The organism is Dolichospermum flos-aquae CCAP 1403/13F (genome assembly GCF_012516395.1).
Lineage (GTDB): Bacteria > Cyanobacteriota > Cyanobacteriia > Cyanobacteriales > Nostocaceae > Dolichospermum > Dolichospermum lemmermannii.
Genome location: NZ_CP051206.1, coordinates 953,154 through 970,706, shown reverse-complemented (window position 1 = coordinate 970,706; position 17,553 = coordinate 953,154). Strand labels below are relative to the sequence as shown.

The 17,553-nt window shown below is 37.7% G+C and carries 20 protein-coding genes and 1 pseudogene; 11 read left to right on the top strand and 10 right to left on the bottom strand.

The genetic code is table 11. The annotated features are described in order from the left end of the window. Positions 1–171: 171 nt before the first annotated feature. Positions 172–297, top strand: a pseudogene (locus HGD76_RS26195) (type II toxin-antitoxin system HicB family antitoxin); the annotation flags it as partial. A gap of 58 nt (positions 298–355) precedes the next feature. Continuing rightward, a complete protein-coding gene (locus tag HGD76_RS05010; RefSeq protein WP_168695141.1) occupies positions 356–3,562 on the top strand; it encodes a glycoside hydrolase family 15 protein in 3,207 nt (1,068 codons plus the stop codon). 86 nt (positions 3,563–3,648) lie between these two features. Here the strand turns inward: HGD76_RS05010 and HGD76_RS05005 are convergent, their stop codons facing one another. From HGD76_RS05005 to HGD76_RS04995, 3 genes are all read right to left on the bottom strand, one after another. After that, positions 3,649–4,311, bottom strand: coding sequence for a response regulator transcription factor (locus HGD76_RS05005; protein ID WP_168634612.1), 663 nt, complete (start codon positions 4,309–4,311; stop codon positions 3,649–3,651). Positions 4,312–4,425: 114 nt separating this feature from the next. Continuing rightward, positions 4,426–4,749: a helix-turn-helix domain-containing protein gene (locus HGD76_RS05000; protein ID WP_168695140.1), complete on the bottom strand. Its 324-nt coding sequence runs from the start codon at positions 4,747–4,749 to the stop codon at positions 4,426–4,428. A 4-nt stretch (positions 4,750–4,753) separates the two neighbouring features. After that, a complete protein-coding gene (locus HGD76_RS04995) occupies positions 4,754–5,131 on the bottom strand; it encodes a type II toxin-antitoxin system RelE/ParE family toxin (protein WP_168695139.1) in 378 nt (125 codons plus the stop codon). A gap of 133 nt (positions 5,132–5,264) precedes the next feature. Here HGD76_RS04995 and HGD76_RS04990 point away from each other — a divergent pair, with 133 nt between their 5' ends. The 4 genes from HGD76_RS04990 to HGD76_RS25790 all read left to right on the top strand — a co-directional run bounded on the left by HGD76_RS04990 (position 5,265) and on the right by HGD76_RS25790 (position 6,416). Beyond that, complete coding sequence (locus HGD76_RS04990; protein ID WP_168694531.1) at positions 5,265–5,477, top strand: hypothetical protein; 213 nt, start codon at positions 5,265–5,267, stop codon at positions 5,475–5,477. Positions 5,478–5,645: 168 nt separating this feature from the next. Further along, a complete protein-coding gene (locus HGD76_RS04985; RefSeq protein WP_168695138.1) occupies positions 5,646–6,101 on the top strand; it encodes a PIN domain-containing protein in 456 nt (151 codons plus the stop codon). After that, on the top strand, positions 6,088–6,297 hold the full coding sequence (locus HGD76_RS04980; RefSeq protein ID WP_168695137.1) for a hypothetical protein: 210 nt from the start codon (positions 6,088–6,090) through the stop codon (positions 6,295–6,297). The genes HGD76_RS04985 and HGD76_RS04980 overlap by 14 nt, the downstream gene beginning before the upstream one ends. Beyond that, a complete protein-coding gene (locus HGD76_RS25790) occupies positions 6,285–6,416 on the top strand; it encodes a hypothetical protein (protein ID WP_267904334.1) in 132 nt (43 codons plus the stop codon). Before HGD76_RS04980 ends, HGD76_RS25790 begins: the two co-directional genes overlap by 13 nt. Positions 6,417–6,457: 41 nt before the next feature. Here HGD76_RS25790 and HGD76_RS04975 read toward each other — a convergent pair whose 3' ends face one another. Further along, positions 6,458–7,042 carry a hypothetical protein gene (locus HGD76_RS04975; protein WP_168695136.1) on the bottom strand — a complete coding sequence of 195 codons (585 nt, stop codon included), beginning with the start codon at positions 7,040–7,042 and terminating at the stop codon, positions 6,458–6,460. A gap of 43 nt (positions 7,043–7,085) precedes the next feature. Here HGD76_RS04975 and HGD76_RS04970 point away from each other — a divergent pair, with 43 nt between their 5' ends. Then, entirely contained in the window at positions 7,086–7,928 is an 843-nt protein-coding gene (locus HGD76_RS04970; protein WP_233467045.1) for a hypothetical protein, read from the top strand. 48 nt (positions 7,929–7,976) lie between these two features. Continuing rightward, positions 7,977–9,944, top strand: a complete 1,968-nt coding sequence (locus HGD76_RS04965) for a CHASE2 domain-containing protein (protein WP_325064827.1) — start codon at positions 7,977–7,979, stop codon at positions 9,942–9,944. 11 nt (positions 9,945–9,955) lie between these two features. On the opposite strand, the gene HGD76_RS04960 is transcribed toward HGD76_RS04965, so the two are convergent. The 3 genes from HGD76_RS04960 to petM form a co-directional block, all read right to left on the bottom strand. Further along, positions 9,956–10,873 carry an NAD(+) kinase gene (locus tag HGD76_RS04960; protein ID WP_168634546.1) on the bottom strand — a complete coding sequence of 306 codons (918 nt, stop codon included), beginning with the start codon at positions 10,871–10,873 and terminating at the stop codon, positions 9,956–9,958. An 83-nt stretch (positions 10,874–10,956) separates the two neighbouring features. Continuing rightward, complete coding sequence (locus tag HGD76_RS04955) at positions 10,957–11,958, bottom strand: SDR family oxidoreductase (protein WP_015078783.1); 1,002 nt, start codon at positions 11,956–11,958, stop codon at positions 10,957–10,959. Positions 11,959–12,167: 209 nt separating this feature from the next. After that, on the bottom strand, positions 12,168–12,272 hold the full coding sequence (petM, locus tag HGD76_RS04950) for a cytochrome b6-f complex subunit PetM (protein WP_015078782.1): 105 nt from the start codon (positions 12,270–12,272) through the stop codon (positions 12,168–12,170). Between the two features lie 398 nt (positions 12,273–12,670). Between petM and pdxA the strand changes: the two genes are divergently transcribed. The 3 genes from pdxA to HGD76_RS04935 all read left to right on the top strand — a co-directional run bounded on the left by pdxA (position 12,671) and on the right by HGD76_RS04935 (position 14,420). Continuing rightward, positions 12,671–13,714, top strand: a complete 1,044-nt coding sequence (gene pdxA / locus HGD76_RS04945) for a 4-hydroxythreonine-4-phosphate dehydrogenase PdxA (protein WP_168695134.1) — start codon at positions 12,671–12,673, stop codon at positions 13,712–13,714. A 78-nt stretch (positions 13,715–13,792) separates the two neighbouring features. After that, on the top strand, positions 13,793–14,131 hold the full coding sequence (locus tag HGD76_RS04940) for a type II toxin-antitoxin system RelE/ParE family toxin (RefSeq protein WP_168695133.1): 339 nt from the start codon (positions 13,793–13,795) through the stop codon (positions 14,129–14,131). Further along, positions 14,124–14,420 carry a helix-turn-helix domain-containing transcriptional regulator gene (locus HGD76_RS04935; RefSeq protein ID WP_168634540.1) on the top strand — a complete coding sequence of 99 codons (297 nt, stop codon included), beginning with the start codon at positions 14,124–14,126 and terminating at the stop codon, positions 14,418–14,420. Before HGD76_RS04940 ends, HGD76_RS04935 begins: the two co-directional genes overlap by 8 nt. Before the next feature lie 10 nt (positions 14,421–14,430). Here HGD76_RS04935 and HGD76_RS04930 read toward each other — a convergent pair whose 3' ends face one another. The 3 genes from HGD76_RS04930 to HGD76_RS04920 form a co-directional block, all read right to left on the bottom strand. Further along, the gene (locus HGD76_RS04930; protein WP_233467044.1) at positions 14,431–15,306 is read right to left on the bottom strand and encodes an endonuclease/exonuclease/phosphatase family protein; all 876 of its coding nucleotides are present in this window, start codon (positions 15,304–15,306) and stop codon (positions 14,431–14,433) included. Positions 15,307–15,458: 152 nt separating this feature from the next. Further along, on the bottom strand, positions 15,459–16,175 hold the full coding sequence (locus tag HGD76_RS04925; RefSeq protein ID WP_168634538.1) for a response regulator transcription factor: 717 nt from the start codon (positions 16,173–16,175) through the stop codon (positions 15,459–15,461). Between the two features lie 254 nt (positions 16,176–16,429). Continuing rightward, entirely contained in the window at positions 16,430–17,548 is a 1,119-nt protein-coding gene (locus HGD76_RS04920) for an RNA-guided endonuclease InsQ/TnpB family protein (protein WP_210967724.1), read from the bottom strand. Between the last annotated feature and the right edge of the window lie 5 nt (positions 17,549–17,553).

Genomic DNA, 17,553 nt, shown 5'->3' with positions numbered 1-17,553 from the left:
TTTGCAGGATGGTAATTTTTATGATTAAAGATGTAAGTTTTTATAAAAATGCCCAAATCCATGTAAAATACACCAAGTAAACTGGCAAATAAAGTTATATTATATAAATGATTTACCAGAATAAAATATTTTTAACTAGGTTTGTTATTTCATGGAGAAACTGCTCGAACTATGGCAACAATAAAATCTCAACGGAAAGTGCTATTATCTCATGGTGAAGATGGGTATTTTGTTGTCAAAGTACCAAGCTTACCCGGTTGTATCAGTCAGGGTAAAACTCGTGAGGAAGCTTTAGCTATAGATTTTTTTATTTATCAACCTCACAGCAACAAAGTTAAATTTTCTCATTACCATAATGAACACATCAACCACACCATTAACACGCTTAGATTTTTACTATCAGCAAATCAAGACAATTATTTTAGCGCGTCAAAACCCGATTACTGGTTTATTACCAGCGAGTACCGCTATTACTGCTCATGGCGATTATACAGATGCCTGGGTGCGAGATAATGTGTATAGTATTTTAGCAGTTTGGGGTTTAGCCCTAGCCTATCGCAAATTAGATCATGATCATGGTCGCACTTATGAACTTGAACATAGTGTTGTTAAACTAATGCGTGGTCTATTGTTTGCCATGATGCGACAATCTCATAAAGTTGAAAAATTTAAACATACACAATCTTTATTAGATGGACTTCACGCCAAATACAATACAGCCACAGGTGATATTGTTGTCGGTGATGATGAATGGGGACATTTGCAACTTGACGCGACATCTATCTTTTTATTAATGTTGGCACAAATGACCGCCAGCGGATTATCAATTATTTTTACATTGGATGAAGTTAACTTTGTCCAAAACCTAGTTTATTATATTGGTCGAGCTTACAGAACACCGGATTTTGGGATTTGGGAACGGGGGAATAAAATTAATCATGGTAGTGCAGAATTAAATGCTAGTTCCTTGGGAATGGCTAAAGCAGCTTTAGAATCTATAAATGGATTAAACTTATTTGGTGTTCATGGTAGTCAAGCATCAGTAATTCATGTTTTACCAGATGAAATCGCTAGAGCCAGAATTACTTTAGAATCATTATTACCCAGAGAATCAGGTTCTAAAGAAGTTGATGCGGCGTTATTAAGTATTATTAGTTATCCCGCTTTTGCTGTCAAAGATGAAGCATTGCGAGAACGCACCTTTAAAGAAATTATTAGTAAACTCGCAGGAAAATATGGTTGTAAACGCTTTTTAAGAGATGGACATCAAACAGTTTTAGAAGATACTGAACGTTTACACTATGAACCGGGTGAACTTAAACAATTTGAGCATATTGAATGTGAATGGCCATTGTTTTTCACTTATTTAGTTCTTGATGGATTATTTCGCGGTGAACAAGCACAAGTTCAGAAATATCAAGAACTTTTAAAATCATTGTTGGTAGAGCAAAACGGGTTACAGCTATTACCGGAAGTTTATTATGTTCCTGAAGAAAATATAGAAGCTGAGAAATTAGATCCTCAGTCTCAGTTAAGATTACCCAATGAAAATATTCCTTTAGTTTGGGCGCAAAGCTTATATTATCTGGGAGAAATGTTAAGTGAAGGTTTAATCTCACTAGGAGATATTGATCCTTTAGGTAGACATTTGAATGTCGGCAAAAACCGCAATTCCTTAGTTCAAATTGCTTTAATAGCAGAAGATGAAGCCCTACAAACACAATTAGAAGTATATGGAATCGAAACCCAAACTCCTACCCAAATCGCACCAATTCAAATTAGGAAATCTGAAGAACTTTCCCAAATTTATACACAAATTGGCAGAAATGATCAACTGGGTTTAACGGGTCGTCCTTTGCGACGACTGAGAAGTTTGACGATATCAAGATTCTTTCGGATTAGAGATCAAACAGTTGTCTTTTTACCATCATTTCTAGATTCTCAACAGTTTTATTTAACTCTTGATTATCATTTTTTGGTAGATCAAATTAGAGGTGAATTGGCTTATATCCAAAAATACTGGAGTGATTTAGGTCGTCCGACTTTAACCTTAATGATTACTCGGACAATGCTAGAAACTGGGTCAGAAGCATTATTAGAATTAATGCAGGAACTCAAGGATGGTATTTGTCATGGAGTCCAGGTAAAATTAGGAAAATTGAATCAATTAATGCTGACAGCAGCGATTCAAAGAATTGATTTTTTATCAGATACAGAATTATCGCAATCCTCAGTTGCAAATCGGGGAATCCGTTGTTATTACCTGACTTCTCATTTAGAAAAAAGTTGGTCTTTGGGACATACCCAAGAATTCCAAATGGAATGTGAAACTAACTTAGATTCATTATTAGAATATTTGCGCTCATCAGAAAATATTTATGAGCAAATTGAATTACTGCAAACTTTAACGCGGTTACAGGGTTTAGAATTTGATACAGGATATGCTGGGCCAACTAATGCTGTCACTGTAGCGGATTTACTAGATGAAGTCTATACCAAAGCCGGAGATTTAGGGCTGTGGGCGGTGGTGCGACGGGCTGCGGGTTTACGCCAAATGCTCGATATTGGCTTATCAGATGCGATAACGAGTATTTTGGTTCAAGGTAAGCAAATTGCAGTGGGGAGGGCTTATAGTCAGGCTTCTTTGATAGTTGTTCCTATCTCTGGAAGTGAGATTACTGAGAAAATTAATAACTTCTGTCGTGAGGATATTCGGGATAGAGTTTTAACGCAAGAAATTCTTATTTATCTCGGTGTCTTAATCAAATCAGAACCAGAATTGTTTCGCGGATTTTTAACACTAAGAGTTGGTTATTTAATTCTTTTAATTACTAGCGATATAGCCAGAGAATTCATCCTCACCCAAGATGAAGCTTATGAAAAATTAATGCAGCTTTCACCTTTTGAAGTGAAAATGCGTTTACGTCAAGTGTTAACTGGATATAGTGGCGTAAGTAATTTATTACGTCAACAGGAATCATTGCACGTCAAACAAAAAGAAAGTGATATTGCTTGGGTTGTGCTACCTGTAATTAGTGAAGAAACAGAAGTTCCTCTTGATGGTTGGCGCAGATTTCGTCAAAGAGAAGGTGCATTAAATCGTGTACCCAAAGACTTTTTTAAACAAGTTTGGCTATTAATGCAGCATTGCAAAGGTTTAGTCATTGGTGATAAATTAGAACGACGGAATCGCTTAGAAAGTGAAGTCATGCTTTCAGAAATGACCGCAGGAGAAAGAAATTTTGCTTTATTAGTTGAACATTTGCTGAATAAAATTGAAGCCCCAGAATATCGCCAAGTCAATGTAGAAGCTTTGATGGAATTGGCTACAATCGTGGCTAATAACCCTAAGTTGCAAATTGAAGAATATATGGTTTTAGATGTGTTAATCGGTCATGCAGTGCGGTTAGCGTGGTTAGAAAATCATCCCCATCGCCGCGATTATTATGATGAAGATAAAGCTACTGCATGGCCATCATTTTATAATAGTTCTCCTCAAGATTGTGCTAATTATATTTTGAAAGCGTTTAGGTTCTTAACGGAGTTTGTTCAAGATGTTTAAAATTGTAAATAGCAATACAGTTCAGTTAAGAAAATTGTAGTTACTAATTTTCCGGTTGCACCTCTATACAAAGTTCCGCAACTCAATCAAAGCAATAATAATTTTTGCTCAAGCGCTTTTATACATAGAGCAACACGGGAATTAATGTCTTTTTGCTCAAATTCATCAACACCCAATTTCACTTTCAGATGTTGGATATGATTCTGCACAACCCTCAGTGATATATGAAGACGTTCCGCTATTGCTTGATCTGTTAAGGATTCATGACACAATAGCCTGAGAACTTCCAACTCTTTCTCATTCAAGTTTAATTCTTGACGTAATTCTCTAGGCAGTTTCAATTCTCCATTCAAAGCACTTTCAACCCCTGCTAAAAAATATTTGCGTCGTTCCATTTTATTCACAACCACAAACCCACCGTAGTGATGATTAATGAATTTGACAAGTTTTATCATCCAACTGGGTTCACTGCTATAAATGAGGATATTTAAAGAGGAATAAGTGTTAAAAATTAACTCTAATAATTCTAAAGAAGATTTAGCTGACTGAGCGCCAGAAGGTAAAGCAAATTGTAAATCAAGGACTATTAAATCTGGTGTTTCTATTTTTAGACGTTGTAGTGCTTCTTGGGGAGTAGAAGCGATGGTACAAATAGCAGAAGAATCGAATTTTCTCAAAAAATCACAATTATTTTGGGCTACTTCTGGATGATCTTCTACAACGAGAAACCGCAGTGGCTTGACATTCATTGTCTTGGGTAATGATTAGATACGTATAGTTTACATCAAGTACGTATACTTAATCAAGACCTAGATCTCCGACTTCTTTAAGAAGTCGGAGATCTGAATAATGAATAATAATTATCAGACTACAATTATCTGAGCAAACTTACGATTTTCAGGTTTAGGTTTAACTGTAATCTCTACATCACTACCTAACTTGTTTAGATAGTCCATCAATCTATCAGTTGAAAAACCACTTAATCTACCTCTAATTAGTAGAGAAACTTTTGGTTGATCTATGCCTAGAATTTCGGCTGCTTGAACTTGTGTTAAATTTAGATTAGTAATGATTTCACTGATTTTACGCACTAACTCAGCTTTCAATAATCTTTCTTCAGGATTAGATAAACCTAAGTCAGCAAATACATTTCCGTTACTAACCTCAACTTGATTTTCTTCTGGCATTTTTTTACTCCATTTTTTCGGTAGTTTGCTGTAAATAATTTTCTTGAGCGATTTTCAATCTTTTTTTAACTAATTCTATATCTTGTTTTGGTGTAGCAATACCATGTTTTGATTTCTTTTGAAATGAATGTAGTAAGTAGATAACACCCTCGAATTTAACAGTATAAATTGCCCTATATGTATCCCCATCAAAATCATCTACAATTTCTAAAACACCTGCTCCAGAGAACCCGCGTAAAGGTTTTGTATCAGGGTGTTTTTGTCCATGTTGTGCCAAATCAAGAGCGTAACCCATGACATCCTGTACATCTTCAGGAAACTTCTTTAAATCATGAAGGGCGCTTGCAATCCATCTGAAAGGCTTTTCTTGTTTTTCATTCATGTAATGTTAAGTATGCTAAAACTAGCATATTATGTCAATAAGTAATTATATGGTATTAAATATACTCTTGGTAAACTAGATCCCCGACTTCTTTAAGAAGTCGGGGATCTGAATACTAGGATGTTTTGATTTAGTGCTGATAGCCATTACTAGTCAATCAAATTCAGTAACTTCTTTTGGTGAAATAACAATTACTAAGTGGAAAGCAGCTAATTTGATAAAACCTTCAATTATCAAACCAGTTTTGACTACTATTAGCAAGGAATTGGTGATTAAAAAGTTAGGACAACTTGAGGAAGTAAACAGACAAGCACTACAAAATCTTTTACAGTGCATTTTGGGTTGACAGATAATCCTGTCATCGAAGGAGCGATCGCAAAGCACTCCGCAGGAATCGCCTAAAACAATCCTTTTATCGAAAAAAGCGATAGCGAAGCGCTCCGTAGGAATCGCAGTGATATCACCATAAGCAGTTAATATAAAAAAGCAGTAGTGCAGTTGCTAAACATGAAACATGACACTGATTTATTTAGACTATAATTGCTTTCAACGTGGCTTTGATGATCCAAGACAAGTTAGAATCCAAATGGAGGCTGTAGCCTGCCAAGAAATATTTACTCAGGCTCAAACAGAACAAGTAAGTCTGGTGTGGTCTTTTATCCACCAAGATGAAACTGAATTATGTCCCTTTGTTGATCGTAAATATTCAGTTTTGGGTATGGTGAGTTTGTGTAAAATAAAGGTAGCTCCAAAAACTGAAATAGCAGAACAAGCCCATTTATTTCAGCAGTTAGCTAATCTATCAAGTAAAGATGCTCTACACCTTGCCTGTGCTGTTTATATTCAAGCTGATTTTTTCCTAACTTGTGATGACAGTTTGAGAAAACAAGCTCAGAAGTTAGCGTTAGAAATAGGAATAATGAACCCAATTGACTATATTAGGAATAATGAAAACTATGGAACTAAATAATATTATGGATGATACAGAAATTAAAGTAAAAGGCATCAATGCTCTATATAAATCTCTTGGTTCAGCAGCAGCTATGCGGTTTTTAACGTTGCTACACAAGACCCCTACTGATTATGTAGAAATTTCTAAAACAATATATCAAGATCAGACTATAGATGAGATTTTTACCAGAGCAAAACAAAATTGGCAAGATTAACTATATCAAGCGATCGCTCAAAATCATTTTATTATGAAAAAAGCGATCGCCTAAAATCATCCTTTCATGAAAGAGCGATCGCTCAAAATCATCCTATTCCCAAAAAAGCGATCGCCTAAAATCATCCTGTTATGAAAGAGCGATCGCCTAAAATCACCTATTAGATTTTGCACCACGTAAAATCTAAATCATTCAATGCAGTATCATCGCCCTTACCTTGCTCAGATTCTACCTTAGCTCGGACACCACAAATAGCAACTCCGTTGTAGTTTCCTTGCCAAGATCCCCAGTTTCCCCAAGGTGTAGTACCTGAAGATTCAATTCGGCTCTGATTGCCACACATAAAAGCAACAGAATTTGCAGCAGTATCATCTCCTGATCCCTGGTTTCTCTCCACTCTTAGATGAAAATGAGTTAGAAAAACACCTTGCGGACAATTAGAACCTTCACCCCAGTTACCCCACATTCCTGGATGCGGCATAATACGAGCTATATCGCGTCCATTGCGATCACGACAGTAGAGGGCAATAGCGTTAAGCCCAGTATCATCGCCCCTACCTTGATCAGGTTCTACCCTCATGGTGTAACCAGCCGCCCATGAGCCTGGTGGACAGTAAACAGGTTTAGTCCAACTACCCCATTGACCTCCATTGCCAGACTCTCTCGTAAAAGCTTGATCATTACGAAATGTATTTTGTGCAAATGCTGGTTTAACAGGAACTGCACCAATCGACCAATTTGCCAAACAATATCTCACAGAACTATTAATATCTTATGGTCAAATAGAAATGAGTAAAGATATTACCTCAGAAGTTAGACAAATTGACGTATTATTTACACCTGCATCGCCATTTCCAGATGGTATAGAATCACTAGGATTGCTAGGAAGAATGGCGAAAAATTCAAGTTATACTATATTTGAGCCATTTCGCAATGCTGTCAGTAAAAGTGAAATTCGCAGTTGTATGGGTAAATTATTTGACATCCATGCAGACCTAGAACGACAAACTAAACGCAATAATACGCGAATAAATGAAGAAGAATTACCATATTTATGGATTTTTACTCCTACAGCATCAGCAGACATTCTAGAAAGTTTTAATTTTACTTTAGATGAGGAGAATTGGGGAAAAGGAATTTATTTTTTAGGAAAAGCATTAAAAACTGTACTGATTGTCATTCATCAACTACCCACTACACCAGAAACACTGTTTTTGAGGGTATTAGGTAGAGGAAAAGTACAAAGACAAGCAGTAGAAGAATTAGAGGCACTATCAGAGAATAGTCCTTTCCTGACGAATATAATACAATTAGTACATGACCTAATTGCTGTGTTATCTGCACGTCAAGAAAAAGAACACGATATTGATCAAGATGATCAGGAGTTGATTATGAAATTATCAGAAATGTATCAACAACAATTAGCAGAAATTAAAAAACAAGAACGAGAAGAAGGTGTATTAAGAGAACGTCGAGCTATGATTGAAAGTATCCTACAAGTACGTTTTGGAGAACTTGATTCAGAATTAGCTACAATTATTGATCAAGTAATTGCTATGAATAGGGAAGAATTTACTCCTTTGCTTTTGCAATTATCTCGTGAAGAGTTATTAGCAAGATTTACAAATTAAACTAGAACCCCGACTTCTTAGAGAAGTCGGGGTTCTGAATGAATACAGATGTCAATAAGTAATCAAATGTTGTGGAGAAAAAGTTCGCAAATTAAATTTCTCAGCTTAGGAATAACTTGCAGTGTATTCTACAATTTCATCTTTTCCCAAATTCCTATAGTTCAGAAATTGGAATTACAACTTCAAGATACTTTGCTGAGATTAAACCAGCCAAAAACTCCACCTCCAGAAATTATATTAGTCAAAATTCAACCCCAGGATTTAGCGAATCAAAAGCTATCTTTAGGAAGATTATTCTATGCAGATTTAGTTGAACATCTTTTAAAAGCAGGTGCTTCCGTCGTCGTTTTGAACCTCCACAATGACTGGGAAGAATCACCAGATTTTGAGTACCCAATCAAAACTACCGAATCAATCAATAAACCTTTAAAAAATCTCGTACAAAATCATCATAAGCAAATTGTTTTAGTCACACGCACCAATTCAATTACTAATTCTAAAAAACCAAAATTTTTTATCTACAATCATCTTCTCCCTTTTGATAGTGAGCGACTTAAACCTTTAATACCTCCTGAGACTATTCAGGGATTTTTTGAATACGAACCAGAAGCAGAAGCACCCACACATTTAGGTAGTACGGCTCGAAGTTCCCATTTAGTGAGTCCGTTCTTTCTCTCAGAAAAAATTGACGAAATTCAAACCTTTAAATCTGTTCCCCTTCTAGCTTTAGAAAAGTGGGAACAGCAACAGCAAAAAGTTTATCTTTCCTCACGACTTGCTAAAATTACAAATCCGGTAAAAATCAAATTTTGGGGAAAGTCGGGAACTTTTCCTTTTCTAGAATTAACATCTATTTGTCGGCTTAATAAAGACAAGAAATGTCTAGTTGCGTCTCCTCAAAAACTTTCTCAACAAGTCCGCAATAAAGTTGTTTTCATTGGTTTTGTAGAAGCGAACAACGTCCAAACAATGGCTATGTTGTCACCTTTCGGTGATAGTATGGCTGGGGTGGAAATTCAGGCTAATATTATGGCCAGTTTAATGACAGATTCATTTTTACAAATTCCTAGCCAATGGGTTGAGTTAATAATAGTTATTTTAGGAGGATTTTTAATAAGTATCGGTATTTATAATTATCAAAATTGGCGTTTATTATTAATAGTTTTTGCAATATTTAGCGGTTACTTGGGACTATGTTTAATTGTTTGGAAATGTAAATGGATCTTATTGATTATTCAACCTTTATTAGTGTGGACAGCTACAGGAATATCTATTTTTATCTATTTTATTTTTGGACGACAAAAAGAGGTTATTGCATTGCAAAACTATCAAATTACCCAACTCAAAGCGGCTGAACAAGAAGCTATTCTTTCCCGCACCCGCAAAATCCTCAATCGCATTGCTGCTGATATCCATGATGGGGCTTTACAAGAATTAAAATTGGTAATGGACAAAATTGAATTAGAATCTGATTTAGATATAGATTTAATTTTAGATAAGTTGACAGCTTTAGGGCAGGAAATTAGAAATAAATTAAGCAATATTCGAGATTTAACTGAAAAAATGGCAGTAACTCCCATACTTCAAAAAGGGTTAGATATAGGCATAAAAACCACATTAGAAGAATTAGTGAATTCTGGAAAATTAACTCTACAAGTAATCACAGAAATTCAGCCGCTTCAAGAACCACAATTCAACAGTATTTGGATTGAACACAGAGAAGAAATTTACCGCTTTTTCCGTGAAGCATTGAATAACGTGATCCAACACGCTCAACCACCTCACGGTACGGCTACCCAAGTATTTGTTAGTTTAGAGCAACAGGGAGATAAATGTACTTTAGTAATAGCAAATGATGGAGCTATTTTAGCATCTACTTATAGACCCAAAAAAGGCGGCTATGGTACTAAAATCATGGATACTATAGCCAACGAACTTCTAGATGGTGTATGGGAAATATCAGTTTTACCGAATGGAGAAGTGCGAGTTACACTAAGTTGGCATTTACCTAACTGAACAAGTGACAACTAAGGCAATTCTACAGAATTGGGTTTAGCAATATGTGGTAAACCCCAACCGAGTTTTTCCCGCAGAACACGGAAAAATTCCGGTGACTGGAGACGAATAAATCGGGCGCTATAGGGCGATCGCTCTAAATATACCCGATCTTCCGGTAAAACATAACATCCACCATTACCATCCACCACCATTACCAACCGGGGAATATTAACAGGATAGATATTAACTGGTTCACTATCAGGAAACACCAAAGCCCTAGAAGCCAGAGAATGGGGACAAATTGGGACTAACTGCAATACAGGGACACCAGGAGTAATTACTGGACCCCCTGCGCTTAAAGAATAAGCTGTAGAACCCGTTGGGGTAGAAACAATAATCCCATCAGCCGCAATATCCACCGGTGAATGTCGCCCCACTGCGATTTCAAAATGGCACATACAAGTTAAAGGTTCTCGATGTAGCACCATTTCATTTAAACAGAGGGCTTCCCACTTTACCGTATCTCCCCGCATAACTTTAACGGTGAGCATAGCTCTATCTTCAACCTGATATGCACCCGCCATACACTGTTCTAAGGCTTGGGGCAATTGGTTAAGATAAGCTTCAGTCAAAAATCCCATGTGACCAGTATTTACCGTCAGCATGGGGATACCACAGGGGGCGACTAGGCGCGATGCTGCTAACACAGTTCCATCCCCCCCTAACACCACTGCAAATTTCATGTCTGAGTCAAAGCCAGGGGGCGTAAGACCTTCAATGGGGGTGTGCAAGACTGGACTATCTGGTTGAGAATAGCCCAATATCCCACCGATACTCGCTGTGATGTATACATCCCAACCAGCAGCGGTAAGTTTGTCTTTTAGTTCGATAGCGACACTACTCGCTATCGGCTTAACATCGTTGTAGATAATGCCTGCTTTCGGCACACTCAAATATCCAAGTTTAAGGGATGATTTTTCTGTATCTAATAGTTACACATTTTTGATTCATGTCACCATTCGGCTTACATTTATTGACTATTGGCTTTGGAGGATTGTTTAAAGGGAGTCTTTTTACTTTTAAGCTTTTTACTTTTGGCTTTTTCGTAATCTAACTGTTTCAGCTTATTCATAATCCGACTGAAGTATTCTTGTAGATATGCTTCTAAGGTGGTAGTTTCTTGTTTGTCTAAACCAAAAACAGTATATACTTCGTCCATATTTTCTGAGTTTAGAGCTTTACCACCAGCTAAAACTTCTGTAAAAGCTAATCTATCAGCAACATTCCATCCCCATTGAAAGCAGCGCAGTAAATTTTGGACAGCCCGTAACAAACTGATAGGCATTCGTGTAACTTTTGCGTCTCTATCAGATAAGCGTTCACAAAGATTAATAATTTCCTCAGCACTCCAAGCACGAGTTCCCACGACTGGGAAAGCTTGCTTTTCTGTTTCTGTCACAGTCAAAGCCCGCACCGCGAATTTAGCAATATCCTGCGTATCCATATAGCCAATAGGTGAGGATGTTCCTGTTACCCATACTGGTTGTTTTTCTAAAATAGGTATGCCGTACTGACCAATTAACCCTTGCATAAATCCAGCTAAACGTAAAACTGTGTAGTTTAAACCTGACTCTGCTAAATATGCTTCTGTACATCGCTTAATTTCCATCAGCGGTACATTGGGGTATTTATCAGCATCTAAAATTGAAAAGAAGATAAATCTTTCTACACCAGCAGCTTTAGCGGCTTGAATTAATGCTACTTTGCCATCCCAATCCACTTCTTTAATAGTTAGTGAATCTGTGGCGCGAGATGTAGCAGCATCAATAACTGCGGTTACACCTGTTAATGCTTCTGTCAGGGTTTGTGGATTACACAAGTTTCCCCGTACCAGTTCTGCACCCCATTCTTTGAGAAAAGCAGCTTTTTTAGGACTCCGAACCAGACAGCGGACTTTATACCCTTCATCAATTGCGCGACGAGCCACTTGTCTTCCCAAAGTGCCAGTTGCACCAACTATTAATAATGTCATGGGGTTGGTTATATATCTTAATGTTTATGAAAAGAATCTTAACAGAATTTAGTTATCTAAATAAAATTTTACATCTTTTTAATAAAAGATAGGAGTCAGCACTTCGACTTCGCTCAGTGTCCAGTCAGGAGTCAGGAGTCAGGAGTCAGGAGTCAGGATAAAGAATTAATTTTTCTTCCTCTGCTTCCCCTGCTTCCCCTGCTTCCGTTCTATTCTTCTGCGCCTTGAATTTTGAGTAACAAAGCGCCAATTGCCCAACCTACGAAGATTAGACCGAAAGATAGCATCGCTGCATTTAACATTTCGCCGCCCATTTGCTGTAATGCTCCTTTGTGGATTGTTGATTTATGTTTCCTGTTTTTCAGACTGCTGAATTTGATTTGAAGACTCAAATCTCATTTTCAACTTTCAGGATTCAGTTAAACTAGGTCTATCAGAACAATACCTTGTCCAAATCGAAAAAAGTCTTGATTTGTAGGTTGGGTTGAGGTACGTTCACGAAGTGTGGCGTATCCCTGCGCTCTCCGGAGGCATCAGCCATAACCCAACATGAGCGTCGGGTTGCGCTGTCGCTTAACCCGACCTACAAAAAATGGACAAGGTATTGTCAGAATTATTAGTATTAGACCTCTATAAATAATTCTAAACCAATTTAGGGATGATAATTGGGAATAGACGGAGATGGGCTGGGTTTCCCCGCCCCTACAATATAATGACTAATAAAGATAAACGGACACGGTTGGTGCTGACCCTGGGAGATCCTGCGGGTATTGGTTCTGAGGTGATTTTGAAGGCTTTGGCAGATCCTGAAGTTACTCAAAATTGTGATGTGATGGTGGTAGGGAATAGAACTTTATTAACTAAAAGTTATGAAAATATCAGTAAAAATATTGAGAATTCTCTAGCTTTGGCTAATCCGGTTGATTTGTCTATAGTTGATGTCCCTATTGCTGGTGAAATTATCACAGGTGTGGGAAATGCAGCTAGTGGGGCAGCGAGTTTTGCTTATATGGAATATGCCATATCTCAAACTTTGGCAGGTGAGTTTGATGGAATTGTCACCGGACCTATCGCTAAATCTGCTTGGAAAGCCGCTGGTTACAACTATCCGGGACAAACGGAACTTTTAGCCGAAAAGGCTGGTGTTGAGCGGTTTGGGATGTTGTTTGTGGGGCGATCGCCTTTTACCGGTTGGACACTCCGCGCTTTACTTGCTACCACCCATATTCCTTTATCTCAAGTAGCTGCGACTTTAACACCGCAGTTGTTGACAAAGAAATTAGATTTATTGGTGGAGTGTTTAGAAAATGATTTTGGCATTAAAAATGGGAGAATTGCGATCGCAGGGTTAAATCCCCACAGTGGAGAAATGGGACAACTGGGAACAGAAGAAATAGATTGGTTAATTCCCTGGTTGGAATCAGAACGGCAAAAACGCCCGCATTTACAGCTAGAAGGACCCATGCCCCCAGATACAATGTGGGTAAAACCGGGTCAAGCTTGGTATGGTAATTCCGTGATCAAAAATCCTGCTGATGCTTACTTAGCACTTTATCATGATCAGGGTTTAATTCCGGTCAAGTTGATGGCTTTTGATCGGGCTGTAAATACTACCATTGGTTTACCATTTGTGCGGACTTCACCAGATCATGGAACGGCGTTTGATATTGCGGGAAAAGGGATTGCTGACGCGACAAGTATGAAAGCAGCGATTAATTTGGCGGTGGATTTGGTGAAGCAGAGGTATAGAGTCTAGGTTGTAGGAGCTTAACAGTCTTGGGATCTAACACAGAAAGATGTAGGTTGGGAGTGTAGTAGCGTAAAACATCAGCCCATGAACATCCAACCCAGAGAAATTAAAAATTACCTCAAAGTAGATGATACAGATCCTTTTGATAGTTGGTTTGATTCTCTAAGAGATAGAAGAGCCAAAGCCAAAATTACAGCTAGACTTGACAGAGTTGAAAATGGTAATTTAGGGGATTATAAGTCCGTTGGAGAAGGTGTATTTGAACTGAGAATAGACTATGGACCAGGCTACCGGATATACTTTGGACAGGAAGGGTCAAAAATTATTTTGCTTTTGTGTGGTGGTGATAAAAGCACTCAAGTCCAAGATATTCTTAAAGCTAAAGAATATTGGGAAGATTATCGGAGTCGAAACAATGCCTAGAAGTACAAGTTATCATGCCAAACTAATTAAATACTTACAAGATCCTCTAGAAGCAGCAGCTTATATTGAGGTAGTTATAGAAGAAGGTGATCCTATTATGTTAAATAAAGCACTCAAAAATGTGATTGAGGCTCAGGGTGGAATTGATAATTTTTCCGTAGCAGTACAGCAATCCTACGATAGATTTGCCCAAATTCTTGCTGAAAAAGGAGAAATTGAATTTTATTCTTTGACTAATGTACTTGATGCTTTGGGATTGCAGTTAGCCGTAACCGTGAAGTCAGCTTGAATTATGCAAATTAGAGAATTGTTAATTTCACAATCACTGGAAAATGGTCAGAAGGCCACACCCCTTCCCACTGTTCACGGTCAATAATAACTTGTTCTGTCTGAAAAGCGCAGCTATCGCAATATATAGTATCAATAGCATCCCAGGCTTTACCCGTAAAATCGTGAAAAGTTTTCTGTTTTTCTAGAGGAAGAGTAGCTAAAGGATCTTGTAATTTTTTACCATTTCTTAGAGGGGATAGGAAAATTTGCCGTTCTGGAGTACGAGGATTGGCGTTAAAATCTCCCGTTAGCAGTAAGTAGTTTTCAGGTGGAAACTCAGCCAAACGTTGACTAATTAGGACTGCACTTAACTCCCTAGATTTGGCATTTTCGTGATCTAAATGGGTATTTAATATAGTCAAGGAAAAACCAAGATGACTAACTTCAAAATTAGCCCAAGTGGCCATGCGCGGTAAACGAGTTCCCCAAGTAATACTACCAGGAATTTCTGGAGTATCACTGAGGTAAAAATCTTGTGTTTCTTGAAGTTTAAAGGATTGGGGATTATAAAAAATTGCACAATGTTCACCGCTTCCTGTACCAGTGCGATCGCCCCCAATAATGTTATATTCCGGTAAGAGTGCTTGTAAATCTGCCAGTTGATCAGATTTACCCTCCTGTGTACCCAGTAAATCCGGTTTGTAGTGTTGAATTAAAGAAGCAATTGCCCCTACACGCTTTTTCCACTGACGCACCCCAGGATCTGGTTTGTCATAGCGGAGATTAAAAGTCATCACAGTAATTTGCATAGATATTTTTAAACTGATAGTTTGGACAAAACCAGAGAAGATGAGAAATACTCTGAGAATATCCTGTAAAAGAGAAAAACTAAAGATTTTATCCAAGCCCTAAGTAGATACAATTCCCCGACTGACTTTAGCTCCAATATCTACCAATTAATCACCTTAATCATCTAATCAAGCCTCAATATCATCACCGAACTAATTAGTAGATTTGACTAAATTGTTCAGTTATCCAACAACCCTTTTTTCAAAATTTAACTTGCGGTGTTGTCTGGTGGATCAAACTTATAACCATAACCCCGTACCGTTTTAATATACTCCGGCATACTAGAATCAACTTCCATTTTCTTCCTAAGTTGTCCAATATGCACATCAACAACCCGTCCATCTCCCACATAATCACAACCCCAAATCTTTTGGATCAGTTGGGTACGACTCCATGCTTGTCCAGGGTGGGTAGCTAGAAAATGTAAGATATTAAACTCCAAAGCAGTTAAAGCTAAAGCTTTATTATTGAGTGTTACCTCTCGCGCTTCTGAGTTAATAGCTAACTGATTGAAAGTGAGGCGTTGTGACACACTGGACTGGATATAGCGAACACGTCTTAATAGGGCTTCTACCCTAACTTCTACCTCAGCTAGACTAAATGGTTTGGTTAAAAAATCATCAGCACCAGCAGCCAAGACTTTAATTTTATCAGCTTCATCATTGCGACTGGTAAGCATCATGACTAACACATTGGTACGACTTTGCATTTCTTGGCAAAGTTTATAGCCATTTGCATCTGGTAAGTTCCAGTCGAGAATCACTAAAGCGGGATTAAATTGCTCAAATAAGACAAGAGCCGTTTTACCATCTGCTGCTGATTCTATTTGATATTTCCGACTCAAAAAACGCTGAATCAGGTTACGGACACTAGAATCGTCATCTACAATCAGAATCTTGGAATTATTTGTGGAAAGCGTATCCATAATGGAATTTATGATTGTTTTGGCAATTTGCTGTGATGATAGATGCTGCAAAAGTAGTATTTTTGAAAGTAAATTTACCGTTCTATAAAACTTACCCAAAATTACCAAAGTCTAGACACATCTGGACAGCGATAACCTTAGTGTTTACTTCCTGCTTCATCACGGTCTTAGAATGGCTTCTAAGAGGTTTTTCCGCTCTACAGGCAATCTCGGTAGAACTTACCGTTTCTGACCGTAGTTCCTAAAAGGAACCGCTACGCTACAGGGATAAAAATATCCACAAACCATCGGTCAATATTACGCGCTGCATTTAAGTCCCTGTCAGCTTTATAGCCACAATCAGGACAAATATAAACGCGGTTTTTTAATGGCATTTTATGACGATGATTACCGCAGTTAGAGCATATTTGCGAACTAGGAAAGAACCTATCCACAAGGATTAATTCACTGCCAAACTTCTCAGTTTTGTACTCTAATTGCCTTTTAAATTCATACATCCCACAATCTGCAATTGCACCTGCTAATTTGTGGTTCTTCAAAAATGCCTTAACGTGCAAATCTTCTATCTTAATTATGCTGTGGTTTTTAGCTAGATAGTAGGTTAATTTGTGAATAGAATCCTTGCGAATATTAGAAACTTTGGCGTGTAATTTAGCTAATTTTCTCACAGCTTTTTTACGGTTATTAGAGCCTTTAATTTTCCTGCTCACACTACGCTGTAAACGTTTCATGCGTTTACTCTTATGGCGGTAGGCTTTAGGATTCTCGAATACTTCACCATTACTGCAAACTGCTAATTCTTTGATACCAATGTCAACACCAATGGTCGGTCCGTCTGCAAGTATAGGAGGTTTTTCAACTTCGTATTTAACAGAAATAAACCATTTATCAGCCTGTCTAGAAATCACGCAATTATGAGTTACTGTAATCGGTAAAGGTATGGCTAATCGTACCCAGCCAATTGACGGTAATTTAATTCTTTTACCATCATTTTTAATCGCTGGTTTCGCCTTAGTTCCTGATTCTAAATAGAAAGAATCGTGTTGTCCTTTTTTCTTGAATCGTGGTTGTTTTGATGTTTTTTTGAAACACCTATCCCAAGCCTGGCGTAAATCAGCTAACGCCTTCTGAGGGATATTTTTATTAACTTCGTAATACCAAATATGCTCAGATTTTACCTCAGCAACTAACTTTTTATGCAAGTCAATCGCTGATGGTAATTTAAGTTTTTCGCCTTCTTTTTGAGCAGCTAAAATATCCTTGATTTGAGCATTTGCCCAGTTGTAAGCGTGTCTAGCGACTCCAGAAGCCTTGCGAAAAGCTGTAATCTGTCGGTTATTTGGAATTAGTGCAGTTTTGAATGATAAAAGCATTGACT